Annotated in this window: 22 protein-coding genes; 8 read left to right on the top strand and 14 right to left on the bottom strand. The window is 49.8% G+C overall.

Going from position 1 to position 22,850, the window contains the following annotated elements; genetic code table 11:
* Window positions 1–171: 171 nt before the first annotated feature.
* Together ACZ520_RS11435 and ACZ520_RS11430 are read left to right on the top strand one after the other, a co-directional pair.
* Entirely contained in the window at window positions 172–2,913 is a 2,742-nt protein-coding gene (locus ACZ520_RS11435; protein WP_464125609.1) for a PKD domain-containing protein, read from the top strand.
* Window positions 2,910–3,623: a hypothetical protein gene (locus ACZ520_RS11430; protein ID WP_464125606.1), complete on the top strand. Its 714-nt coding sequence runs from the start codon at window positions 2,910–2,912 to the stop codon at window positions 3,621–3,623. Before ACZ520_RS11435 ends, ACZ520_RS11430 begins: the two co-directional genes overlap by 4 nt.
* 13 nt (window positions 3,624–3,636) lie before the next feature.
* Here the strand turns inward: ACZ520_RS11430 and ACZ520_RS11425 are convergent, their stop codons facing one another.
* The 7 genes from ACZ520_RS11425 to ACZ520_RS11395 all read right to left on the bottom strand — a co-directional run bounded on the left by ACZ520_RS11425 (window position 3,637) and on the right by ACZ520_RS11395 (window position 9,425).
* Complete coding sequence (locus ACZ520_RS11425) at window positions 3,637–4,152, bottom strand: hypothetical protein (protein ID WP_464125604.1); 516 nt, start codon at window positions 4,150–4,152, stop codon at window positions 3,637–3,639.
* Entirely contained in the window at window positions 4,139–4,369 is a 231-nt protein-coding gene (locus ACZ520_RS11420; RefSeq protein WP_464125601.1) for a hypothetical protein, read from the bottom strand. Before ACZ520_RS11420 ends, ACZ520_RS11425 begins: the two co-directional genes overlap by 14 nt.
* Window positions 4,370–4,538: 169 nt before the next feature.
* Entirely contained in the window at window positions 4,539–5,081 is a 543-nt protein-coding gene (locus ACZ520_RS11415; protein WP_464125598.1) for a hypothetical protein, read from the bottom strand.
* 22 nt (window positions 5,082–5,103) lie between these two features.
* Window positions 5,104–5,835, bottom strand: coding sequence for an SGNH/GDSL hydrolase family protein (locus tag ACZ520_RS11410; RefSeq protein ID WP_464125596.1), 732 nt, complete (start codon window positions 5,833–5,835; stop codon window positions 5,104–5,106).
* 18 nt (window positions 5,836–5,853) lie between these two features.
* Entirely contained in the window at window positions 5,854–7,632 is a 1,779-nt protein-coding gene (locus ACZ520_RS11405) for a hypothetical protein (RefSeq protein WP_464125593.1), read from the bottom strand.
* The gene (locus tag ACZ520_RS11400; RefSeq protein WP_011164811.1) at window positions 7,632–8,237 is read right to left on the bottom strand and encodes an ATP/GTP-binding protein; all 606 of its coding nucleotides are present in this window, start codon (window positions 8,235–8,237) and stop codon (window positions 7,632–7,634) included. Before ACZ520_RS11400 ends, ACZ520_RS11405 begins: the two co-directional genes overlap by 1 nt.
* 45 nt (window positions 8,238–8,282) lie before the next feature.
* Window positions 8,283–9,425, bottom strand: coding sequence for a phospholipase D-like domain-containing protein (locus ACZ520_RS11395; RefSeq protein WP_374030534.1), 1,143 nt, complete (start codon window positions 9,423–9,425; stop codon window positions 8,283–8,285).
* A gap of 69 nt (window positions 9,426–9,494) precedes the next feature.
* On the opposite strand from ACZ520_RS11395, the gene ACZ520_RS11390 reads away from it, so the two are divergent.
* A complete protein-coding gene (locus tag ACZ520_RS11390; RefSeq protein ID WP_088564929.1) occupies window positions 9,495–10,223 on the top strand; it encodes a hypothetical protein in 729 nt (242 codons plus the stop codon).
* On the opposite strand, the gene ACZ520_RS11385 is transcribed toward ACZ520_RS11390, so the two are convergent.
* Complete coding sequence (locus tag ACZ520_RS11385; RefSeq protein WP_464125589.1) at window positions 10,224–11,066, bottom strand: MBL fold metallo-hydrolase; 843 nt, start codon at window positions 11,064–11,066, stop codon at window positions 10,224–10,226.
* A 4-nt stretch (window positions 11,067–11,070) separates the two neighbouring features.
* Entirely contained in the window at window positions 11,071–12,363 is a 1,293-nt protein-coding gene (locus ACZ520_RS11380; RefSeq protein WP_374030531.1) for an enoyl ACP reductase FabMG family protein, read from the bottom strand.
* 166 nt (window positions 12,364–12,529) lie between these two features.
* Between ACZ520_RS11380 and ACZ520_RS11375 the strand changes: the two genes are divergently transcribed.
* Together ACZ520_RS11375 and ACZ520_RS11370 are read left to right on the top strand one after the other, a co-directional pair.
* Entirely contained in the window at window positions 12,530–13,270 is a 741-nt protein-coding gene (locus tag ACZ520_RS11375) for a helical backbone metal receptor (protein ID WP_374027320.1), read from the top strand.
* 96 nt (window positions 13,271–13,366) lie between these two features.
* Window positions 13,367–14,470, top strand: coding sequence for an alkaline phosphatase D family protein (locus tag ACZ520_RS11370; RefSeq protein WP_464125585.1), 1,104 nt, complete (start codon window positions 13,367–13,369; stop codon window positions 14,468–14,470).
* A 45-nt stretch (window positions 14,471–14,515) separates the two neighbouring features.
* Here ACZ520_RS11370 and ACZ520_RS11365 read toward each other — a convergent pair whose 3' ends face one another.
* From ACZ520_RS11365 to ACZ520_RS11345, 5 genes are all read right to left on the bottom strand, one after another.
* A complete protein-coding gene (locus ACZ520_RS11365) occupies window positions 14,516–15,127 on the bottom strand; it encodes a hypothetical protein (protein ID WP_374030529.1) in 612 nt (203 codons plus the stop codon).
* A gap of 64 nt (window positions 15,128–15,191) precedes the next feature.
* On the bottom strand, window positions 15,192–18,488 hold the full coding sequence (locus ACZ520_RS11360) for a hypothetical protein (protein ID WP_464125582.1): 3,297 nt from the start codon (window positions 18,486–18,488) through the stop codon (window positions 15,192–15,194).
* Window positions 18,475–19,608 carry a hypothetical protein gene (locus tag ACZ520_RS11355; protein ID WP_416480446.1) on the bottom strand — a complete coding sequence of 378 codons (1,134 nt, stop codon included), beginning with the start codon at window positions 19,606–19,608 and terminating at the stop codon, window positions 18,475–18,477. Before ACZ520_RS11355 ends, ACZ520_RS11360 begins: the two co-directional genes overlap by 14 nt.
* Window positions 19,609–19,821: 213 nt before the next feature.
* A complete protein-coding gene (locus ACZ520_RS11350; RefSeq protein WP_464125579.1) occupies window positions 19,822–20,292 on the bottom strand; it encodes a hypothetical protein in 471 nt (156 codons plus the stop codon).
* Between the two features lie 92 nt (window positions 20,293–20,384).
* On the bottom strand, window positions 20,385–20,753 hold the full coding sequence (locus tag ACZ520_RS11345; protein ID WP_464125577.1) for a hypothetical protein: 369 nt from the start codon (window positions 20,751–20,753) through the stop codon (window positions 20,385–20,387).
* A 379-nt stretch (window positions 20,754–21,132) separates the two neighbouring features.
* Here ACZ520_RS11345 and ACZ520_RS11340 point away from each other — a divergent pair, with 379 nt between their 5' ends.
* The 3 genes from ACZ520_RS11340 to ACZ520_RS11330 are packed head-to-tail and all read left to right on the top strand — an operon-like array spanning window position 21,133 to window position 22,817.
* Window positions 21,133–21,837 (top strand): MotA/TolQ/ExbB proton channel family protein, encoded by a 705-nt coding sequence (locus tag ACZ520_RS11340; RefSeq protein WP_038449640.1) that lies wholly within the window; start codon window positions 21,133–21,135, stop codon window positions 21,835–21,837.
* A gap of 16 nt (window positions 21,838–21,853) precedes the next feature.
* The gene (locus tag ACZ520_RS11335) at window positions 21,854–22,309 is read left to right on the top strand and encodes an ExbD/TolR family protein (RefSeq protein ID WP_011164797.1); all 456 of its coding nucleotides are present in this window, start codon (window positions 21,854–21,856) and stop codon (window positions 22,307–22,309) included.
* Between the two features lie 10 nt (window positions 22,310–22,319).
* A complete protein-coding gene (locus ACZ520_RS11330) occupies window positions 22,320–22,817 on the top strand; it encodes an ExbD/TolR family protein (protein ID WP_226988172.1) in 498 nt (165 codons plus the stop codon).
* Window positions 22,818–22,850: the final 33 nt, after the last annotated feature.

The raw sequence follows: 22,850 nt of genomic DNA, 5'->3' as shown, positions 1-22,850 counted from the left end.
TTCTCTGAGGGGAATGATCAAAGATTTTACAGAAAAAGGAACATTCAAAAAATGTTCTTTAAAGTGTCTAAAGCGTTGATAAGACGCTAAATCAATATGACTCGAATGTTGTAAAAGTATGGAGATTTTAGTTGCGGCTTGTAAACATGAACGTAAGCAAGGAGTCGCACGATGAACTACGGAAGAGTCTTACTGCCCCTGAGTTTAATCGTTCTAGCAGGATGTCAGAAAAGCGCTTTGAGTGAAGGTTCAGCAGATACTATGGAGGCGGCAAGTTACTGTGCCGGTCAGCTTTCCAAAGCTTCCTCTGAAGAAGTTCGCATCGTGGGTAAATCAGCTACAGAAGCTGGAAGCACTGTCAGCTACTCCTTGGATCAGGCCGGGAACTGTGTAAGCAGTTCTGATGTCACATGGAAGGTGGCAGGGGCCAGTCGCACTAAAACGTCAGCGTCCGGGATGACGTCGACATTTAAAGTGGCCGGGACCTATGTGGTGACTGCGCAGGAAAAAACTGCGGGTTCTGAAGACATCTCTTTGTCTTTGGTGACGACGGTTGTGAAAGAGGATCTTAAGATCTCGGGTCCACAAGCCGGTTTTGTCTTTAATCCTATGAGTTTTGAGGTTGTGATTCCTTCCGGTGTGGATGCTCAGTCCATCGTTTGGAATTTTAATGATGGCACTGCGACTGTCAGCAACGCCAGAACTGTTGAACACTCCTTCTTTAATGTGGGGACATACCAGGTTCAGGCGACTGTGACTGATGCTGATGGCAAGGTTACGGTTGTCAGCCATCGTGTGACCGTGATGACGGTGATTGATGATATGGACTGCCTGGAGGACTTGCGTATTTCCGGGGCTAATGAGGCTAAAGTGAAGATCGCCACGGCGATGCACGTTTATCTTCCGCCTTGTCTGGTTAGCAAGGTCGGTGCCGTTCGCTGGAACTTCGGTGACGGAGGTACAGCGGCCAATCAGTCTGTGACTCATGCTTATCAGGCAGTGGGCACTTATCCTGTAACTGCGACCCTTTATTTGGGTGACAATCAGGAACCTTGGGTGACTTTGGATCATTCCATCCGTGTGATCGAGGATCTGGATGTTGATCCCGAACCAGAAGTTCCTGTGGATCCAAATGCTTGTACCGTTGCGGGTGCAACCCGTGAATCCCAAGGTGAACTGGTTTCAGAAGAAGTGGCCTGCGGTGTGAACGGTAAAAAGACTGTTTCTTACCGTGACCGTGTGGTTGAAGAATGTAAGCTTGTCGTAGAAAAACTGAACTGGGTGGAAGTGTCTCGCACGAAAGAAATCACCAACGAAGGTTCTTGTGAAGGTCAGTCTTGTAAATTGCCTGATGGCAGTCTGCTGGCGCACGGGGCTTCCCAGGTTCTATATTCCAGTTCGACTCCAGTGGGTTCTTGTTCCAGCGTGAGTGAGTCCCGTACTTGTAATAACGGTGTATTGTCCGGTTCCAGCACGCACAACCAGGTGACTTGTCACGAGGGTTGCGGCAGCTTCGGTTCCCATGGCACTGTAAAAACGGGTGTGATCACCGGTGAAACGAAAGTTCCATTGAAATGTTCTTTCAATGAAGAAGGTTTCTTTGACCTTTATAATGAAATCTCGGACCAGACTTGTACTGACGGTCAGATCATCAGCTCTAACACTCGTCAGGGCACGATGAAAGAAGCAGGGAAATGTCCGGTTTACAAATTCGCTCCTACGGACAACTTCACGGCTTGTACCGCGGATTGCGGCGGCAAACAAAACCGTATCTTTGTCTGTGTGGACGATAAGGGTGTGACTGTTGATGACAGCCGTTGTGCGGACCAGGTGAAACCAGTGGAAGAGCGTCTGTGTGATGCCAACCCTGAAGCGGTTCGCAGCCAGTCCTCTGTAACGACAATCGAAGAGGCGAATTCATCTGCAACATGTCCGGCGAACCAAATTGGTGTGATCGTCAAAACCCGCGAGGTTGTGACGACTAAAACCATGGCTTGTATCGATCACTCTGTTCAGTTGGAAAGCGAAGTGGCGGTTCCAGGTGCTTGGGTTGAGGAAAAATACTGCCGTGACTACGTAGCGCGTCGTTGTTCTCACGACAGCTTGAGCAACACCGAAGCTAAAGGCCGCTACGACTGGATGGTGAAATGTCAGGACGAGCTGCCAGTGATCAAGGAATTCCTGACCAGCTTTGCCAACGTGACAGTGACTGTCGGCGGTAAAAAAGTGGGTCTGGGTTCTGCCGGTCAGGAAATCTATGCGACCTTCATGGATCGTGCATACAATCCTGAAAAAGCATGGATCGCTCCGAAGAAAGCCAATGCTCCATGTACAATGCCTGCGACGGCTTACGTGGCTACAGTGTGCGTGTCTTCATGTGCGACTCCAGAACAGCAGATTCTGGCTGAAGAGGTCGTAAGCAAGAAGCTGAAATACATGTCCTTCTTTGATGCTCTGACTTCACAGTCCGCTTATGTGGGTACAATGCAGTCCGCGGATTCTTTGAACAAGAATGCGGTTGTGAAAACCAAAGTGGATCAGTGGGTGACCGAACTGGTGGACGGCGACCACGAGATCCTGGTGTTCAAAATGAAGTCCGGCCGTGAACTGCGTGTGACGAAAAATCACCCGATCCTGAGTCAGGACGGATCCATGAAAGTGGCTGAAGAGTTCAAAGTCGGAGAGTCCTTGGTTCAAAGTGGTGGAACACTGGATGCGATTGTCTCCATCAACGAGATCAAGTACTTCGGTAAGGTGTACAACGTGTTTGTTCAGTCCAATGCGCCTCATAAAAACGTGGTGCTGATTAATGGATACCTGAACGGATCCGCATTCTTCCAGAATGCCGGGGCGAAGGAAATGAACAGAACGATCTTCCGTAACAACATGACTCGTGGAGTGTTTGGCAAATGAGAATCAGAACACTAGTAATGCTATCCGGTGCAATAACAGTCCTGGGTGTGGGTTTGACCGTGATGAGTGAAAAGAGCAAGCCTGAGACGGAGTCCCAAGCGGCCCCGACTCAGGAAGCTCCGGCGGCAAACCCCGTTGAATCTGAAAAAGAGACCGCCATCGCAGCAGGGACGAAACCTGCTGCGATGGACGTGATTAAATCTTCGCAGCCAATGCCCGTGGTGTTTAAGGAATTCAAGCAGGCCCGTGACCTTAAAAAATACGCGGACCTGAGCCGTAAGGCCTTGTTGCTGGAGCCTGACAAGATCGTCAAGCGCCGCTTGTTGAAAGATGAAGAGTTCCTGAAAAGTTTGGAAGCTTTGTTGAAAACCGCACCCAATGATGAAGAATCCCAGCAAATGCAAAATTCGGCTTTGGATTTTGTCTTTGAGGCGTTGAACACCGACATGAAATCCGCTGCGATTGAGGTTTTAAAGGGTGTGGTCGCTGATGCCACAGTGGAAAACAGTGCTGTGAATGAAATGGATCGCAAAGTGCTGGCAGGGGTGAAGGCAGAAGCTCTTCATAACTGGGCGGCCGCAGATCCATCCGCGGAATCCAGTATCAACAGCCTTCTTCCAGGCCCGGTCAGTCAAAAGATCTGGGCGAATGTAAAACACCAGCAGGAAAGCAACCTGGGTGAGTCAGCAATGCTTCAGGCGGGGCAGTAGAATCCTGGAAATATCATAGCTTCACCGTGTAAATGCTCGCCTTGGAATACACTTTCAAATGTCCCGCGCCACTGACAGGTCCGGTATCCAGGAACAACGTTGGCGCTAATTCGCGGCCTCCGGCGGTGGCAGCTCCTTGCAGAGTGATATTATTTTCCCCCTCAATTAAGAACTCCTCAGAAATGAATTCAATCTGTTCTTCAAGTTGCAGGGTCAACTTGGCTGGCAGTTTTGCGATGTCGGTGTCTTCATGACAGCCGAAGGACACGATGCCTTCGTTGGCGCTAAAGTTTCGAAGGTGGACTAGAGACCCTGTCAGTATGAGGTGACTTCCCGGGCTTGATTCACGCTCAAATTCCACTGAAATCTGCTTCGGCAGATCCGGAGATCTTCGATTGACGGCTGCATGTCGAACGACGACCAGGCCTGAAATCCCAATCTTGGGGCCGGAGTAAGGTCTTTTGATATCGGCCAGCTCGTCATGCGGTCTTCTCCGGTCGTGTTGATAAGGTTTATTAGAACCACGCATGTTCACGCGGGGAATAGAAGTGCTTGCGGGATTCAGGAATCTTTTCGGACTCTTTTTCTTCAATGCGTTTGTCGTCGTGGGCATCGGCTTGGCTCCAGGCATTGGCGGCAAGCTTCTGGTTTTGTTCAAGCTTGTTACTTAGTTCCAAGTCAGAAGCTTGGGCGTTGGAAGCCATTAGAAGACCGATAAATGCGTAAAAGATTGCTTTGGATTTCATGTTTCCTCCTCAGGAAAGTGTTTGTTGTGAGGAGGGTATTGCGCGGTCCGTGCCGCGGGACTTTAGGGTTATAAACCGCCTATATTCGATCTGGCGTCCGAATTGTCCGGTTGTGGATTCTAAAATCTGGGAAATAGGACTGGGAAGCTCCTTAGGCGAGGCCGAGATTTTAAAGACATTCGCTTTGGTCAAGTTCGATAAGTAGTGTCCCTGCTAAGCTGACAGTATAGCTCTTTTTATCTGTAGTAATTGTGATTTTATGAAAATAGTCACCAGTATCGGTAGTAAAATATATGTTGGCTTCGCCTTGACGTGAAGTATGAACGGCGCCTGAAATTGATTCCGAAATATTCCATTTTACTTTCTTGTCGCTGAATGGGGTCGGGAAAATGCTGTCTCTTCCGCATATCAGTTTGAAGGAAATTTTATGATGGTATTTATACTTGCTGTTGCCTACATGAATTGCTGCATTTGGATCGCCAAGCGACCAAGATGAGATCTTTTCTTGAGTTATAGTATAGGCCTTTGAATTAGACTTTGCTCTGATGATGTTTTGCGCTTCCTCGTGCTCTCGTTGTTGGCGTCTAATTTCGTCTGCATTGCGCGGATTCTGTCGAATTTGCTCATCAAGAATAGTTTTAGAGTCGGTATATTTTGGATTTATGAGACATCCAGAGCATAATAAAAGCAAAGAAACTAAAATTTTATGCATGCGGCCTTTGTCCTATAGAACCTTACTTGGCCCCAGTCTTTTTCTGAGCATCCGCAGCTTTAGGGGCCGAGGTATTGGCAGGGGGATGGGGCTTCAATTTGCTGATTTCTTTCACCACCGATTCACCCCAGGCGGCCGAGTCTTTCGGGCCATAGTGAATGCCATCGGATTTGCCGCCGGGATATTTCGTTAGTTTGGTCGAATCAATGAATTGACAGTTGTTAGCGTCAGCCCAAGACTTTAATTCCTTCACGCCCAGCTCAAGATTCTTTTTGAAGGGGTCTTTTTTCAAGTCTGGAGGTCCCACCCAGATGCACGCAGAACCTGCGGCATTGATCTGCTTCATCATCTTTTCAACATGGGCTTTTTCGCTTTTGATGTTGCCAGGGCTTGCCAGGAAATTCGTTCCCAGCGTGATCACCGTCAGATCAGGCTTCGTGGCAGCAAGTTCTTCACTGAATGAAGGCAGTCGCTGGCTGGTCACGCGGGTTTCTTGTCCTTTGGCGTTCTTTTTCCAGAACCCACAGTTGGTGCTTTTAAAGTTTTCAGAGCTGGTGGTCCACGTGGACGGGGATGAACCGCAACTGGATAAAGATGTGACCTGGGTGTCGCCCTTTCTAAAGTGCGCATCCAGCACCGAGCCGTAACGGCCGTAAGCGTGGGAATCCCCCAACAGCAAAACGCGCGAAGGACCTTCGGCAAAGGCCGATGCGAATGAAAGCAAAACTATCAAAGTCAAAAGTGTGCTTTTCATAAGGTCCTTCGTCAGAAATTAAAACTTCCAGTAAAGGCTGGTGGACAGGCCGATTTGCATGTCTTCTTTGGTTGCGGATGGGTCGAACTTATAATCCGACAAATCAACGCCATAGCGCCAGTACCATTGATTAGAGAACTGCAAGTATGCTTGTGCTTTCAGGTTATACGCCGACTTCACTTTGAAATCGCTTCCAGAAGAACCTGCATAGTACTGCAGCTTGTATTCCGACCAATCCATGAACGGGCGCAACCAGCGGCCTGGTTTTTTGATGATATAAGCCCCCAGCCCGTAAGCTGTGGCACTGGAACTTTCGCCGGCCACCATTTGCAGTGGTACTGTAAGACCCCAAGTGGCATCCACAAGGTTAAAGCCTTCGTGAGCGCGCCACATCAGTTCTACCGTGGTCAGATCGACCTTGGCGGTATCATCGTTTTCGGTCAGGTGCTGCTGGCGTTCAATCGACAATCCCCAGTGGAATCGGGTCCAGTCTGAGTTCATCCACAGGAAGTTTTCAATCCACCACTGGAACTCAATAGTCCCAAATGCAATGCCTGACGGAGTCTGATAGCGCGCCCCCAGGCCCAGTCCAAACGGCTGCCCGCGGAAGACGTCGTTGCCGGCAACAAACGTGTGGCTGTCCGCTGTGACCGCCAGATAACGACGGTTTTCTACGCCGGCCGGGATGTCATCAATGGTCCATGCGAATTGGTTTTTCTTGGTGCCTTCCAGTCTTGCGGCCTTGTCGGTATCAAGTACTTTCACCGTGACACCCTCTGGTGCCACACCCGCAAAGCTTAAAGATGAAGAATAAGTGCGCACGGCCGAGCGGTTGGAAAGATAAGGGCGGTTCTTTTCGCGCGGCAGCTGACCACGGATATAGAATTCCTGGCGCATCGGGATGTCGCCATCACCTTTTAAGTAAAGCACCGGACGGGACTTCGGCAAAGAGATCTGCCAGTCTGTCGCAGAAAGTTTTTTCACTTTCTTGGCGTCCACAGGCTCAGCACCGGAAGCTGTCAGAATCAGATTTTCACCGTCATCAGACACAACCACGTCTTTGAAGTCGACGTCTTTTTTACGGGTTTCAATTTCCAGGAAGGCGCCAGAGCGGGTGGCCGCTTTAAATGCCACGTTTTCACTGCGGTCGTTCAGATAGATGATCCCTTGATTTCCGACCACCTTGCCGTTGATCTCAATCTGTGAGGCCTTCTTGGTGCTGGTGCGGGCTTTCACCGCCATCTGACCTTGCTGGGAACTGAGGTAAAGTTCGTTCGAGCAAAGATACAACCGAGTCTCTTCACTTTCACGGTAAATACAGAATGTCATGAACGGCAAATATTTCATGTCGTCGACAAGGCTGTTTTCGATTTCTTCCACCACGAATTCCGCTTTTTCCGAACGAAGGTCCCCTTCTTCGGCAGGCAGGGTGTCGGTGGTGACTTTGACGTTGTTCTTGTCCAGAACAGCGTTGAAGATGGCTTTACCGGAATTGTTTTTCACTGCCAGCTCGCCATCTTTGATCAGTCCCGCCGGCCAAGAGAAGCGAATACGGTAGGAGCCTTTTTTAGACGGGGATGGTTCCACCTGGAAAGTGACTTCGGTGGTGTCAATCAGGATGTCGCCGACTTTCAGACGGTTTTCATCCATCAAGGTGTATTCAAAGCGCTGAGGCAGAACCTGCAGATTGTTTTTGTCGGCCTGAAAGTACATGGGCTTCAGGCGGCTTGTGCGGGTTTGTGCCGCCACAGGCAGGGCGATCGAAAGACTTAACAATGCAAGCAGGGCGGATTTCATTACAGTAGCTCCTTCTTGATTTCTTCAGCGCTTTTATGGGCCATGATAGCTTTGATCACTGCCAGGGATGTTGTCATCTTGGAAAGGAAGTCGGCGTTGTGAGTGATCACCACACGGCGGGGATGTCCGTCCCAGGCATTTTTAATACGGTCATTCAGGTCCCAGGCCTCCTGATAGGTTTCAGTTCGGATGGGATTGGAACTGTCATAGTCATCAGCTGCGGCGGTATCCAGATGAATGACCCAGTCATAGCGGGCCAGTTCTTTTTCTTTGGTTGTGTTCATGCTGGTGAAGAAATCACTGCCCAAAGATGTCGGCCAGTAAGCAGCACTGTCCAAAGAACCTCGGTCACAAACGATCAGACTTTTTTGACTGACGTAAGAAATCATCGCCTCCAGTTCAAACTGAGTCGCATAGATCGCTTTTTGTGCATGCACCACAGTCTGCGGATCTTTGTAGCGTGGGAAACCTCCGCGATACAAAATACTGGCCGCTTCCGGCACGATGGCACAGCGCTGGCCCAGCTCTTTTTTCAGAGCTTCGATAAGTGTGGTTTTTCCCCCTGACGGGCCTCCGGTGATCGCGACTTTGACGTATGAATTCATACCTCTATGGTCCCTAATAAACGGTCCTCAGGTCAAAACAAAAAACTAGAGCATATAACGCAATCGGAAGGCGATTTTATACAGGATTCGGGTCAGCCATGATGGGGTCGCAAAATCCTTTTCTGAGGCAGGTCGGGAGTTTGCAATATCCTTGTTCCATTGCTCCAGCATGTTTTGCACCAGGGGCGGATCCTGCAAAATCACTTCGACCTCCAGATCATGCAGAATACTGCGATGATTCAGGTTGAAAGAGCCCACAAAGGCCTCGTTGTCGATGATCATCGTCTTGGCGTGCAGAATGGACTTTTGATACTCAAATATCGGGATCTGGCGCTGGATTAAAAGGCGGACAATATAAAAAGCCGCCCATTTCACCATCGGAACGTCGGACTTTCCGGGGATCAGCAGTTGCACGTCGACGCCGCGTTGAGCGGCTTTCAGCAAGGCCCGCAGCAGGGATCGTCGTGGCAGGAAATAGGCTGTGGTCAGGTAAATGCGGTTTTCTGCGTGGCTGATTCGGCGAAGCAGATCGCGATAAAGTTTTTTTCGCGTGCGCTGGGTGGTGTTCAGGCGAAGCACACTATGGGCGACGTCTTCGTTCATGCGCCAGCGGCCGACCCACGTCAAAAGGCCCTTCATGAATGTGCGCAGGTAAGAGATCTGAAACGCCAGCACCAGGCGCTTGACGGGTTCACCTTCGACCCATACGCCGGTGTCACGCCAGGCTTTGTCACCGACATAGCTTATGCAATGTTCCTGAGTGAAGTTCATGCTGCCCAGATAGGCGCGTTTTTCATCGATGATGGCGATCTTGCGGTGAGTGCGGCGATTCAGGCGTTTAAACAACAAAGACCCGCGCCAGGAGTATTTCAAAACAAACTGATGTGCCCAAATCAGCGGATACGGCAGGGGGTGAAAGACCCGCAGTTCCAGTCCGTTGTCCGTGCAAAAGCGGTCCAGATAAGGGATTGAGGAGTAGGAGCCAAAACCGTCGACAACGATTTTGACGGTGCAGCCGCGCTCCCGCGCGTTTGTCAATTCCTGCAAAATCGTCTTGGTAAGCTTATCTTCAGCAAAGATGTACGATTCAATGGTGACGCTGCGACGAGCCTGTCTTATATCTTGGGAGAGACTTGAAAAAAAGTCGTCACCTGAGTGAAAAATTTGAACTTGGCTCCATGACTCCATATGTCGCAATTGTTCATTAATTTATTAAAAAAGTCGACAGCAAAGCAAGGGGGAGGGCACACTCACTTTATGGCATTAAGCAACATATCTCTGGACATCAAAAGTCTTAAAAAATTCCTGACGGGAAGTCTTCTGATCCTTGCCTCCTGCGGGGCAACATGGGCTCAGGCTGCGGTGCCGTCCTCAAAAACGACGGTGATCTATTTCGGTCAGAACAAAGCAGAAGACTTTGAACTGAAAGTGAAGCCTGTTTTTGCTGATTTCGTTAAATCCTGCAAATCCTGCGAGATCCTGAATTACACTCCATATACCAAAGAAGGCGAAGTGGACATGGCTTCCCTGCAAGAGCGTGTGGAGTCCCTTCCGGACAACGCGGCTTTTGTTTTCTTTGATTTCAACATGAGAGCCAATGAAGCCAATAAAGAGCTGGTGGAAATCCTGAACAAGAAAGCCGACTCCGGCCTTGTTATTGTGGGGGCCGCAGGTGGGCCGGGGCCCGCGGAGGTTTCAAGTCCGTTGAGCCGTACTGTCCTGGGGCAGGTTCATGGTGCATTGATCATCGGCGAGCTGGGCGAAAGAGACCGTCTGTTCCCGGTGATTGGGTTCTATGGCCCGGAAATGCTGACGGCTTTGCGTGCGCCACGCGATATCGTGGGTCAGGGTTACAGTCCGTTGATTTTCTCTGCAAATTTGGCCAGCAACTGGCAAAAACGCACGTCTTCTGAGTGGGTGGAGCACTTCCGCAGCAAGAAGATGAAAACCCGCAAGCTGTGGCTTGATTTGGGTGATTTGTTCTAATTAACGGCCTGGAAACAGTTCGACACGATCCCGGTATTCTGCCGGGATTTTTTCTTGAAGCAGGCGCAAAGCCTCTTTGTCTGAATATCTGCTGGAAGCATGAATGATAACGATCTTCTCGCTCTCAATGTCCTTGAGGCGGGGGATGATTTCGTCAATATGGGTGTGACCCCAGGTTCTGGCGTGTTCAACGGATTTCTTGTCGTCCAGATAAGTGGACTCCATAATCAGGATCTTGCTTTGGCGAACCCAGGGGCGGGAATCCAAAAACTCGATCTGGGTGTCGCCGGTAAAGCTGACCACCGGGATGTTGGTGGTTTCGTTGACTTCAAGACCCTGACGGCGCAGGTCCACGATTTCGTCCTGTTTCAGGCCCAGGTATTCTTTCTTCAGTTTCTTGTGAACCTCAAACAGGGTGTAGCCGTAGGACTCGATTCGGTGAGTGGTCGGGAAGACCTTGATGAAGGCTTGGGGATTCAGGGGGATTTCGTCATCGGCTTTAATGGGGATGAATTCGTACTTGTACTGATGGTTTTCAATCTGCTCCCAGAGCTTCATGATTTTATCCAAAGGTTCCACCAGCGTGCCCGGCATATAGAACTTTCCGGGCGGCATTGAATTCATCGCTTTCTGCGAGATGATATAGGGAATCCCTGCCGCGTGATCCAGATGGCCGTGACTGATAAAGAATTGCTTTAAGTTTATCAGGAACGGATAACCTTGTGCGACATCAAAGCTCAAAGAGAGTTCGGGCATGGAAATCGCCGTGCGGATTCCCGACAGCGACATTCCATGGAACTTGTACTTGTTGTAACTCCAACTCTCTCCGGCTTGAACTGACATACAATTACATGCAGCGGGCTACGAGGTCGTGACCAATCCATGCCACCGGAGCTTTCGGCTTCCAAGAGTCATGAAGCATCACGTAACCACAGGATTTAAACACCACTTCAGACAAAACGGCCGTCAGTAGATTCTTCGGATCTTTGTGCATTTCAAACAAAGCGTCCGAGTTTTTCAGCATGAACTCCATCTGATCCTGGCGGGAATGCTGAGGCCATTTGTCGAACTTGGTGAACTCCAAAGTCAGATCATTGGTCAAGTAGTCGTCAGTGGTTTTGATGATTTGTTCAAGTGTTACGTCATCTTTCAGAAGGGCCTTGCACTCGTTCAGAACCTGCTCCGCGTGTTTCTTGTCACCAGCGTCTTTCTGAATAGCTGCGAGCAAAGGGTAAAGTGATACTTCAACCCCTTGGAAGATGGAGCTTGAGTTCGTTAGAATCTCTGGGCAGTTGTAAACGCAGCAGTGAACACCTTGTTGCGCAAAGTCTTCAGCGTGTTTTTCCAATGCCATTTTTGCCCAGCCCTGGAAGTAGCACGTGTAAGTCTGCCATTTGTACTGGCCACGGATCAGGACTTCGGTGCCATGGTATCCGTAAGCAGTGTAAGAAACGTGGCTGCCTGAGGCTTCCAGTTTTTTGCGCAGTGGGGTGGAAAGTTCCACCAAATGCTTGAACGTTTCTGCTGTCACATCCTGGAAGTTACGCAGGCACAGTTTGCCGATCTCAGAGTCCATCAAGGCCTGAGAGGAAATGTGGCGGTCCCCGGTGCCTTTGGCAACGCGGTTCAAAACTGGCATGATCACTTTTGTGCGCGGAACGCCGCCGGCCATCAAGTGCGCAAACAGAACATTGGCACCCGCCGGGATGTATTGTTCCAGTTCTTTCAGGAAAAGTTCGGTGTTTTTTCTGAAGCGAGCGGTCCCGTTTTTCTGGGATTCATCAATGGACGCCCAGTCCAAGTGGACCTTGTCCCATTCGCTCATTTTAACGCCTTCCAACTGCTGGCAAGGAGTCACGCCCTTGGAGTCTGGCTCCATGTCAAAACCGGCCTCCATCGGCACGTTGATGAATGGGCGAGGGATGTTGGCAGTTTCTTCTGCATTCAAAGCGCGCAAAGAACCGTCTTTTTCGCGGCGGCCCACAGTGGCACGGACAATCGTCATTCCACGGCGCTCAGCCTCTTCAACCAAACCGTTGGCATAGCCACGAGTGAAAAGCTCACCGAACAACACCAGGACATCGCCTTTTTTGTACGGGCTCAAGGATGGCTTCTCGGTCAGAGGGAAAAGTTGCGTCATAAATACCTCACTCAAAATTGAAAAAAACATACTTGTCCTCTCTGGCAGCGGGGTCAAGTTTTGACTAGCGGCAGTTCAAAATACAGCGCAGAGTGCTCAAGGCCGGGGCCGTTTTTATTGCTTTGGGCGCTGGGGGACGTTTAGAATGGGCTTTCGGAGGAATATTGTGCGAGTTGTTAGTATGGTTCCGTCATGGACCGAGACACTTTTAAAAGCCGGCGTTCAGGTTGTTGGACGCACGCGTTTTTGCATTCATCCGCCGAAACAGATCACCAATATCCCGATCGTCGGGGGCACCAAGGATGTGTCCTGGGATCTGGTGGTGGATCTGAAGCCTGATCTGGTGCTGCTGGATCAGGAAGAAAACCCTCTGGAAATGGCTGAAGAATGCCCGGTGCCCTATCTGGCGACCCATGTGCATTCGCTGGCTTCTTTGCAAAAAGAGCTGGCTCGGCTTGGCGAGCATTTTGAAAATCCACAGTTGATGGAAATGTCTGTTGAAGCTTTGGATCTGGTCGAGGCTGCGCCGCTAAAATGGGATCTGCAAAAAATCCCGGGCTTTCTGGAGTGGGTGCGCCCGCCGGGAAAAAGCTATGACGAAGTTCTTTATCTGATCTGGAAAAAGCCCTGGATGAGTGTCAGTCGTGAGACCTATATCGGCTCGGTGCTGGAAAAGCTGGGAGCCAGGGTGGCCGCATTCCCCGAGGGCGAAAAGTATCCGGTGGTAGAGCTGGAAGATTTCAAGAACGCTTTCTATTTGTTTTCGTCTGAACCGTTCCCGTTCCAAAAAAAGATCGGCGATTTGAAGGCGCTGGATATTGATGGAGCTATTGTCAACGGGGAGTCCTATTCGTGGTTCGGTGTTCGCAGTATCGAGTTTTTGAAAGAGGCTTATCTCCAGAAGTAGGTCTGGTGTTTTCGAGTTCTCAGTGACAGATCCTGATGATTATATACAATAAAATCTCATGATTTCATTGAATGAACATCAGGAAGGATCTGCCTCATGACTGTGACTTCGTTTTCGGCCCGTGTGTCCTTGTTGGCTTTGACCACTATTCTTGCAACGTCTTGTGCGGAAAAAAGCCAGGCGCCCGAGTCTTTGACCTTAAAAATGATGCGCATGCAGGCGGAAAACAACTATCAGTCTGAAATTCCGCAAAAAGATCTGAAATCAGTCAAAAAAGTTCAGCGTGTGGCCTTTGTTTGCTGCGCCCATCAGGATCAGGAGCAAAACCTGTGGCAGCAGGTTTCTGCGAAAAATCCGGACGTGGTGGTCTTTACCGGGAACAGTGTCAGCGCGGTTCGCTACGATGAAAAACCATTGGGCGCGCAATACAAAAAACTGGATCAAATCGAAGGTTATCGTCAACTGCGCGGCAAAGCGCCTTTCATGGCGGTGTGGGATGGGCTGGATTTCGGTCTTCGTCACGGGGACTCGGGCTTTGAAGGCAAATACGAAAGTCGCGAAGCTTTCCTGAATTATTGGAATTACATCCCGAAACTGCAGCCTAAAACCGCCAAGGGGGTCGAACACTCGGTCATTCTGGGGGCGCCGGGGCAGCGTGTGCAAATCATCATGCTGGACACACGTTTCTATGCGACACCATGGCTGGACACCGGTGTGGACGGGGTGTTTAAGAAAAATTGGAACCGCTCAGATTCTTTGTTGGGAACCGGGCAGTGGAGCTGGCTTGAAAACGAACTTCGCAAAGAAGCCGAATACCGTGTGATCGTGTCCCCGTTGCAGATGGCAGCCAACACCGGTGGCCAGGAGCGCTGGGGCTTGTTCCCGCTGGATCGTCAGAAGTTCTTTGATACCTTGCGCGCCACCAATGCCAGGAAAGTGGTGATTGTCAGCGGCAACCGTGGCTTTGGCTCTGTTGGTAAAGTGGATCTGCTGGAAGGTTATGGGCCGCTGTATGATCTGACCGTGGGCCCGATGAACGGTGAAACCAGCCCGCGTGAAAAAGACTTCCACTATGTGGGTAGCGCCTTAGAGGCCTTTAATTTCGGCCTGCTAGAGTGGGACTGGAAAGCCAAAACAGTTCACCTGAAACTGGTGGATGAAAGCGGCAAGACGGCGCAGGAAATGAAATTGAGTTTGTAATTTGAAAATTCCGAAAATAAAAAACCCGCGATCTTCGCGGGTTTTTTATTTGTGGCCGGCTTTGCCTTTTTGGTATTTGTAAGACGCTTTTCGGTGCAGCAGTTTTTCGTAAAAGGCACTTTGTTTGTCGATGCTCACTTCTAGCTCTTTGGATTCGACCTGGCGGCAGATGTTCAGAGCGTGCAGGGTGTCTTCTGGATCGTATTTGTTCTGGTATTCACCGGTGACACTGTTCATTTGGCGTAAGAGTTCTTTTTTAATAAGGGCGATGGAATCCGGATCCAGTTGGGCTTTGGGGGTGACAGCCTGAGCTTTGGCCTCCTTGGTGGTGTCTTCAAAAGACACGTTACCAATGGTGCCGTCCTTTTGGAAGTTGATCGTGCGATAGAAGGGCTGGCCTTTTTCTTCCAGTTTCACGGTCATGCTTTGATCGGCGTATTTGTGATCCAGAACACTGACAGAATCACTGGTGATGAAATAGATCTTTTTTCCGGAAATCAGCGTAAAAGGAGTGGGGGAGGTGACTTCCAGCTTAAAGGTGCGGGCGTCGGATTTGCCATCCAAAGCCTCGTGGCAGGCAATCAAGCGCGACAGCTCCTGAGAAGCCATAGCAGGCACTGCCGACAAAAACATACCAGCGAACAAAAGTATTTTCATGATTTCAGGATAAGGGAATTCCCAAGGACCGCAAAGCAGCGCTTCAGGAATTCCCGATTTGAGACTATTTCACCAGGTACATGCCCGGATAGCTCGGTGCGGGCATCTGGAACAACTGCTCCATCATCTTGGTCGCCTGAACCTGAGGATCTTCGTCTTTTTCCGCACCCTGAGGCATACCAGCGTTACCGCGCATTGCGATCACGAAGCGGTTGAAGTCTTGCGTGGATCTCAGCGCGATAAAGAAGTTGCGGTTGCGGGAATCGCCACTGTCCTGCATCTGAGAGCTGCTGGTTTCCTGAGCGATCAGGTAGTAGTTCTCAGTGATGTCCATTGGCTCAGTGTGAGTCACACCATCACACACCATGATACCACGAGTGACTGCCGCTGCTTTTTCAGCATCCGTCAGTTGTGAGTTCAGCACCATCAGATAGTCCTTGCGACCAAACCAGGATTTCGTGTCCTTGATGAACAAAGTCGGGTTCAGACGCACGATTGCGCACTGTTCGTACTTGTTCACGCGAATCTTCATCTGGCTTTGTTGAACCGTCATGGAAGTGGAACCATTCACAGAAATCGAGTTGCTGGAAGCTTTCGCGTCTGTAGTGGCCCAGGACATCGTGTAACCCAGGTCCGCGCTGACAGACAAAAGATCCATGAACTTCTTGGACAAACCAATCTTAGCAGACACACTTGTGGAAGAAGTCACGGATTTAGAGTGAGAAGCGCTCAAAGAGAAGCTTGTCCCCACAGTCAGACCCTGATTCAGACCCTTCAGGTATTGAGTGTTGCCGACTTCTTTGATCAGCATCTGTTTTTCAACCATGAAGAACTTGGAAGCGTCTTTTTTAACTGCGTGGAAGCAATCCATGCCGAATGCCGGAGCAATATTAGGCATGATCGCGCCGCCTTTAGCAGCGTACATTTTTCTCATGTAATCACTGGCCCAGAAAGCACACATTCTTTGTGCCGCTTCGTTGGACAACTTGCCTGTGGAAACCAAGGAATACAAATCAGACTTCGTCACAATCAGGCGGTCCGCCAGGTTCGTTGAACCTACCAAAGCTTTTACCAGTGGCTGCTCTTTTTCAAGGTTTGGCAAAGCCAGCAGATCCAGATTGTTTTCTTTGGCAAACTGCGCCGCCTGAGATCGGTTCTTGATGTTGCTTGCGATCTCGGCTTTCACTTTCAGACCTTCGGCCACGATACGAGCCACCACGTTCTTTTCAGAAGTGTTGTTTTCGCCTTTACCTTTCAGCAGGTAAGTGCTGATCGCTGCCGGGTCCATAATGCGAAGCGGACGGGTCGTTTCATCGATATTCAGAGTGATCGGACCAATGAAAGTTGGATTTTCCAACACAGAACCAGCATCAATCGCAGAGTCCACGTGCTGGGAGGCGTCTTTCAGGCGCACTTCGCCTTTTTCAACCACAACTTTGGATTCATCCACTGGGTGCAGTTCCACCAGAATGTTGTTGCGGTTACCCAGGGCTTTCAGATCCTGCGTCTGGAAAGTCACGTCCGTGTTGATCAGGCCGTTCATGACGTTCACGAAGCGGTCTGCAGATGTAACATAAGTGTTCTTCTGGTCATAGTCGCGGTTTTGCACGATGGCCAGTTTCATCAAGTAAACGCCATCACGCAGTTTTTGAGCTTCCGCGCGGCCGTTGGCCAAGCTTGAATAGATCAAAAGGCGAGGGTCCATCTTGAACTGGATTTTCTTGGTCACAGTCAGGTTCAGTTGTGCATCCACGTTGTAGTTGTAGGACAAAGTGTTGTAGCTGAAGCTGTCCAGCAGGATTTGCGTGCGTGGACGACTTTCTTTTTCACAGCTCAGGATCAGCTTTTCAGTTGGATCCACATAACGCATGTCACGAGCCACCTGACCCCAGGATTCCCATGGGTTCACGATGATTTCCAGTTTTTCCTTCATGCCCAGGTCTTCGTTTTCGATCTGAACATAACCTTTCAAATAGCGCTGACAATCGAAGTATTTAAATGAAATGCTTTCATCCCAGCTCAGGCATGAGTTGTTGTCCGTCTTCAAGGACACAGAAGAAGACGTCTCCGCTTCGTTTTGGCGGAACTTAGTGACTTTGAATGTGTGAGCGCGCGTGTTCTTCTGATCCAGGCCATTTCTTACGCAGGCCTTGATGTTATAGAACACTTCGCGAGTGGACGTTGTTTCAGAGCCCACGCGGATAAAGCGGAATTCCAACTGGGATACTTCAATTTTAGGTTTCTGGTAAGTGTCTTCGTTCATTTTGCCAGCCGGAGTGACTTGTGCCACTTCCTGCATCTGAGCATTCACATAGTTTTCGATCTTGAAGCCTTTGGTCTGAGCCACAATTGTGTTCAGTTTCAGGAAGGAAGACCCTTTGATCTGATCGTATTCACCCAGGAAGTAAACGCCATCAAATGCCGTCAGGCCCGCAGGACCGTTGACTGGAGAAAGCTCCAGACCCAGCATGATCTGACCGCGAGTTGGCAAAGCCGGAAGGTGCATTGGGGATTTGATCGCCAATGAACCGTTTTCCATTTTGACGTCCATTACCGGAGTCTCAGACATCTGGCGGCGGATTTCCTTGTTGTCGTGCTGATAGATATGGATCAGCTTCATGCGTGCTTTGAACGAACCTGCCGTCAGGGCGCGCAGGAACATTTCGCCGTTCATTTTTGTAAGCTGAATGGATGGATTTGGGCGCATTTCAACCAGCAGGGTCACGCCGTCCGTAGTCATTTTCTGTTCTGTTACGAACAGACGACCGTCTTCCACCCACAAAGGGCGTGTTGCTTGAGTGTTGTCAGCAGAAAGGCCTTTCAAAGCCAGTTTGCCTTGTTCCTGATTGTCCACCAGGCGAGGAATACTGTTGCCATCATCCGGATTCAAAACCGGAGTCAAAGTTTCGCCATGAGACCATGGGTTGATCGCATAAGCCACTTTTTGAGAACCACGGTGCACGCCGGTGCCTTTGATGGTTCTTTCGATGCGGATGTATTGGGATTCTGCCAGGAAGTTAAAGCTCACACGCTCTGCCCAAGTCAGGCAGCCGGCTTTGTCGGTTGTAACTTTCTGCTGGGTTTCTTCCACTAGGAAGTCATGACCCGCCACGACCTTGTCATAAGCGACGTCTTTGATACATGCCTGAAGATTGAAAACTTTGGAAGATGGCAGGGCGAAGTCGCCCTGAACGCTGACTTCCAAAGCTTTGGATTTATCAGCCATAGGTTGCGCGGTGAAAGTCGCGGCACCCGTGCCCGTGCTTTCTTTGTCCTGCGGAGAAGGAAGATTACATCCTGCCAGTGACAATGCGTAAAGACTTAAGATGGCTTTAAGGATTGTCAGTTTAGATGTTTGCATAGAAAGTCTCCAGCTTGATCATCAAAGTCTTTTCGCGGGATTGGGGATCGCGATTAAACATCACTTCTGAATCCGTGTATTTCACGCCGATATTGAAACCTTCCTTTTTAAAGGACAGGTAGCTTTCAGCGGAATAACCCACGCGGTTGGTTTCAAAACCACCAGCGTTAAAGTAAGCCACCGCTGCTTCCGGAGCGATGGAGAAATAACTGCCTTCAATGACCAGGTCCGTGTTTTTGCCGAAGTGGAACTCACCCGCGGCAAAGTAACGGGTTGCGGTGTTCTGGTCGGATGGAGCTTTGGTGTTTTGCAGGTACTCGCCACCAGCTCTGAAATCAAACAGAGCAAAAACCGGGAATTCAAATTCAGTTGCCGCCTCGATGCCTTCGTATTTGTACATGAATGCGTACTGGGCCTCAGAAAGCTTTTCCACTTCATTTCCCAGCAGATTGGACTGCTGAGCCACCGCAGATGGCAGGTTGTTATACATAAAGTAGCCAACAGAGGACTTCCAGAAAAGATTCTGGGCGGCCTGTACTTGGAATTTAAGGGCTGCCGTGTTCAAGGACGGAGTCTTTTCAAGCTCTTTGGTGTTCGTGCTCAAAGAAGTTGAAGTCGGGATTGCGGATTCCACAGAAAGACTGGTCTTTGTCAGGCCCGCTTTCATCAGGGCTTCCAGACGAGCTGCCGGGAAGGCAATGCCATCCACCAATAGATTTGTATGCATGTGGCGCTGATTCAAAGCACCTGCAGACAGGCGCAAGAAAGAGAATGGCAGATAGTGAGCTGCCGCCTGGTTCAGAATGATTTTATTTTCAGCTCTGTCGGCGCCATCCACGCTCTGGGTTTGACCTGATTGCAGGCGCAAAGAAGGCTGGATGTCCAACTGCAGGGAACGGCTGAGAAGGTATTTGGCTTTAATATCAGTACGGATATCAACGACTTTGGATTGGCTGCGTTCATCGTGCACGTCAGAGCCTGCAAGGCGCAGTCTCCACTCGGCATCAAAGCGGCTGCTTTCTTTTGTCTCAGGCATAGCTGCGCTGATCTGACTTTGCGCATAGCTTTGCGCCGTCAGTATCAGAATGAGACAAAGTGTTGATAATGCAGTTCTTTTCATGCCAACCCCATATTCCTACCCACATCATTTCAAGTTCCGTGCGCGGGTTTGGCGTTACCATTTCAAAGATATAAGACTTAATAGAAAGGCCTTGGACAGTGTGCCCTCAATTGTCACAGCCAGGTAAAAAAGCCAACAAGGGCTCACAATCCCCAATAGAGGGCTGCAAGGAGGGATTTCGAATGAAATTCTTAATTTCAGAATTGAGACAGTTTATTTATAGACCTGTTTGCAAGAGCTTTCGCAGGCGGCCGCGTCTCGGGCCGATTCGCCAAACTGTGCGCCGCGAGCAGTGGCTTTATAGTCGTCTTCATCGAAGCGCGTTTTGTAATTGCAATCGGTGATGTCCCGGTCTTCTTTCAGCCAGCCAACATAGTCCGCCGTGTGATAGCTGGTTTCCTGAGAAATGCGGCAGCCGATGTAACAATGAGCCAGCTTGTCGGTGCCCATCTTTTCGGCCTTGGTTTTTTCGCTCTTGTAAACGTTGTAGGCCTTGATCAAAGAAAACGGATTTCCAGCTCCCGGGTTTTGCTCAGCCCAGTCGGCGCGGAAGGCGTCGTATTCGTCAGCGCTGGTGAAGGCCTGACGGGTGTTCGGGTTTCGTTCTTTTTGATAGCACAGTGGGTCTGCCGCCTGCGCAACAGAAGAAAGACTGACGATAAGGGCGATCAGAAGTTTTGCCATAAGGGCCTAATCTAGCAAAAACAGATTTTGAGAGCCCGTGAAAGTTCGGCAAGGTTAAATTTTATAAAAGCGGTGACGAAAACCGTCGCCTTTTAAGGGGCCAGTGAAATTCGCACAACAGAGGCACAGCTTTGACAGATCTCTGTGTGCTCTTCGAAGAAGGCGGCTTTGCCAATTGTCACCGGCGCCTTGCAGTGAGGGCAGTGGATCGAGCCTGACAAGATCTCGTGGCGGAACTTGCGCGCCCGCACCGCCAGAAAAATTCCCAAAATAAAAAACAAGGGTGTCAGGACAAAGTGCACCACGGGAAGCAAGATGCTGAAAACCGCCAGCCCCCAGAACATCCCCAGCTTTTGCAAAGACTTGATTAAAACCTCACGCGGGGAATAAGAGCGAATATCCGCAGTGCCGTATTCGACATGGTCGCTGGTGGCAGTGGCTTGAATGCGTTGCTGGCTCATGAGTGGGCTCCCTTTCGTTAAAACTTCTGCCGGCACCTGCAAAGGGTCAATGCTTGAGGCTTTGCATCGAAACGGTGTGTCATTGATCTATATCTATAATATGCATCAACAGAAAAATAATTTTGTTCCGCCATGTGTGGTGAGGAGAGCCGGGGTGGAGACGGGTGAAGTCAGAAACTGCACAAAAGCAGTTTTTCATTCGAGAAACTTGTTTGTACAGTTATAGGAATCGCGATTTTCTTGGAGGAGGAATCGTTCGTTTCGCCAACTATTCCCTGACCTAAAAATAATATTGTGTTGTGTCATCTTGCATTTGTCCCTTTACGATTTGCTGGACCATGGTCTGTAATTGAAATGTTACATTAATGAGGGGGTAACAATGGAGTTTCTGACAAAAATGGCTGTAGCATTCGAACACGGTGGTTTCTGGATGTGGCCAATCTTGCTTATTCAAGTCGCATCTATCGCAATCATGATCGAAAGAGCTTACGCTTTGTTCGTTCGTCGCAAAATCACTCAATTTGACTTTGCAATGGGCTTTGAAGAGTCCATCCGTCGCGGTGAAATGGATGCCGTGATCTCCAAGTCCCAAGCGGCTATGGCGACAAATCCAGTGGCTCGCGCAATTGCAGCGGGTGCAACTGCGGCTCGCAACCTGGGCGGTAAAGAAGAAATCCAAGGTAAAATGGACGAAGTTCTTATCCAGGAAAATGCAGCTTTGGATCACCGCACGGGCTTCCTGACTATGTTCGGGAACGTGGCGACCCTGACTGGTTTGTTGGGTACGATCTCTGGTATGATCAGCTCTTTCGCGGCCGTGGCGTTTGCGAATCCGGCGGAAAAAGCTTCTTTGCTTTCTGCTGGTATCTCTGAGGCGATGAATGCGACCGCTTACGGTTTGATCACTGCGATCCCGGCTCTGGTTGCTTACGCAATCCTTCAGAACCGTGCCAACCGTCTGGCTGAAGACCTGAACCAAGCGGGTCTGAAAGTTTACAACTGGTTGAGCTACTCTTACGAGCCAATGACTTCCTACAACATCAAAACTTCCAAATCCGAGCGCGCTGCTGAGCTGGATGCTTAATTTTTAAGGGGGTTCAATGAAACACTCCAAGAAGCATCTGGATTTTGAGGTCAACCTTATTCCGTTCATCGACTTGCTGTCGGTATCGATCTGTTTCCTTTTGATCACCGCTGTGTGGTTGAACGTCGGATCGATGAACGTGAAACAAGCGGTTGGCGGACAGGCTCAGGAGGACACGAAAAAAAGTCCTCTGGTCTGGATTCGCATGACCGCTACCGGAGATCTGGATCTGGAGGTGCAGCAAAGCTCTCTGGTGCCGGCATCTTTGCGCAAGTTTCGCGTTGCTCACGAGGGCAAACAGGTGAACTGGGCAGGGTTGGAAAAGGCTTTGACCAATCTGAAACAGGTCGAGCCATCTTTGAACACAGGACTGATTCAGCCGACAGCTTCCACCGCGTACGAGGAAATCATCGACGTGATGGACAAGCTTAAGAAAACCGGCATGACAGATCTTGGCGTTTCTCCATTATAGTGGGGGTTTTGTGGTTACTGATGGAATTTTAAAACATTCAGTGCTGACCGGGATGATCGAGGGGCAATCCACGATCACTCCGCGCGGCGCCAAAATGAAAAGGCAGATCGCTGCGGATCTATTGTTGACCGCATTGATTGATGCTTTCTCTATTCTTGTGATCTTCCTTTTGATGAATTTCTCCAGCACAGGCGACATTCTGATGATCGGCAAGGGACAGGAACTTCCCAAAGCACACATGGCAGACGTACTGGAAAGAAATCCGGTTATCAAAGTCGAAGACGGCAAAATCTTCGTCGAAGATAAACTGGTGAATGCCAACACGATCACGGCCGAGCTGCTTGAGCTTCGCAAAAAGTACCAGGAGCTGCATCCGAATACGGAGTTCCCGGGAACCGCGACCATCCAGGCGGATCGTCGTGTGAAGTACGACTTCCTGAACCAGATCATTCTGGGGATGAATCAGGCGGGCTACAGCGATATCAAGTTTGCCGTCGTTATGAAGTAAAATCTGCCAAAGTAGTTTAGAGACAGAGGGGGT

The sequence above is a fragment of the Bdellovibrio sp. BIS2 genome, assembly GCF_055398295.1.
Note: the sequence above shows the minus strand (reverse complement) of the source record. Positions and strands in the feature narration are given on the sequence as shown.

Excerpts from the sequence above, each read along its gene's own strand:
- ACZ520_RS11405 (WP_464125593.1), bottom strand. The coding sequence starts at position 7,632 with ATGAAATCCGCCCTGCTTGCATTGTTAAGTCTTTCGATCGCCCTGCCT.
- ACZ520_RS11415 (WP_464125598.1), bottom strand. The coding sequence starts at position 5,081 with ATGCATAAAATTTTAGTTTCTTTGCTTTTATTATGCTCTGGATGTCTC.
- ACZ520_RS11395 (WP_374030534.1), bottom strand. The coding sequence starts at position 9,425 with ATGGAGTCATGGAGCCAAGTTCAAATTTTTCACTCAGGTGACGACTTT.
- ACZ520_RS11340 (WP_038449640.1), top strand. The coding sequence starts at position 21,133 with ATGGAGTTTCTGACAAAAATGGCTGTAGCATTCGAACACGGTGGTTTC.
- ACZ520_RS11390 (WP_088564929.1), top strand. The coding sequence starts at position 9,495 with ATGGCATTAAGCAACATATCTCTGGACATCAAAAGTCTTAAAAAATTC.
- ACZ520_RS11430 (WP_464125606.1), top strand. The coding sequence starts at position 2,910 with ATGAGAATCAGAACACTAGTAATGCTATCCGGTGCAATAACAGTCCTG.
- ACZ520_RS11420 (WP_464125601.1), bottom strand. The coding sequence starts at position 4,369 with ATGAAATCCAAAGCAATCTTTTACGCATTTATCGGTCTTCTAATGGCT.
- ACZ520_RS11345 (WP_464125577.1), bottom strand. The coding sequence starts at position 20,753 with ATGAGCCAGCAACGCATTCAAGCCACTGCCACCAGCGACCATGTCGAA.
- ACZ520_RS11410 (WP_464125596.1), bottom strand. The coding sequence starts at position 5,835 with ATGAAAAGCACACTTTTGACTTTGATAGTTTTGCTTTCATTCGCATCG.
- ACZ520_RS11350 (WP_464125579.1), bottom strand. The coding sequence starts at position 20,292 with ATGGCAAAACTTCTGATCGCCCTTATCGTCAGTCTTTCTTCTGTTGCG.
- ACZ520_RS11370 (WP_464125585.1), top strand. The coding sequence starts at position 13,367 with ATGACTGTGACTTCGTTTTCGGCCCGTGTGTCCTTGTTGGCTTTGACC.
- ACZ520_RS11355 (WP_416480446.1), bottom strand. The coding sequence starts at position 19,608 with ATGAAAAGAACTGCATTATCAACACTTTGTCTCATTCTGATACTGACG.
- ACZ520_RS11385 (WP_464125589.1), bottom strand. The coding sequence starts at position 11,066 with ATGTCAGTTCAAGCCGGAGAGAGTTGGAGTTACAACAAGTACAAGTTC.
- ACZ520_RS11400 (WP_011164811.1), bottom strand. The coding sequence starts at position 8,237 with ATGAATTCATACGTCAAAGTCGCGATCACCGGAGGCCCGTCAGGGGGA.
- ACZ520_RS11425 (WP_464125604.1), bottom strand. The coding sequence starts at position 4,152 with ATGCGTGGTTCTAATAAACCTTATCAACACGACCGGAGAAGACCGCAT.
- ACZ520_RS11435 (WP_464125609.1), top strand. The coding sequence starts at position 172 with ATGAACTACGGAAGAGTCTTACTGCCCCTGAGTTTAATCGTTCTAGCA.
- ACZ520_RS11365 (WP_374030529.1), bottom strand. The coding sequence starts at position 15,127 with ATGAAAATACTTTTGTTCGCTGGTATGTTTTTGTCGGCAGTGCCTGCT.
- ACZ520_RS11335 (WP_011164797.1), top strand. The coding sequence starts at position 21,854 with ATGAAACACTCCAAGAAGCATCTGGATTTTGAGGTCAACCTTATTCCG.
- ACZ520_RS11380 (WP_374030531.1), bottom strand. The coding sequence starts at position 12,363 with ATGACGCAACTTTTCCCTCTGACCGAGAAGCCATCCTTGAGCCCGTAC.
- ACZ520_RS11360 (WP_464125582.1), bottom strand. The coding sequence starts at position 18,488 with ATGCAAACATCTAAACTGACAATCCTTAAAGCCATCTTAAGTCTTTAC.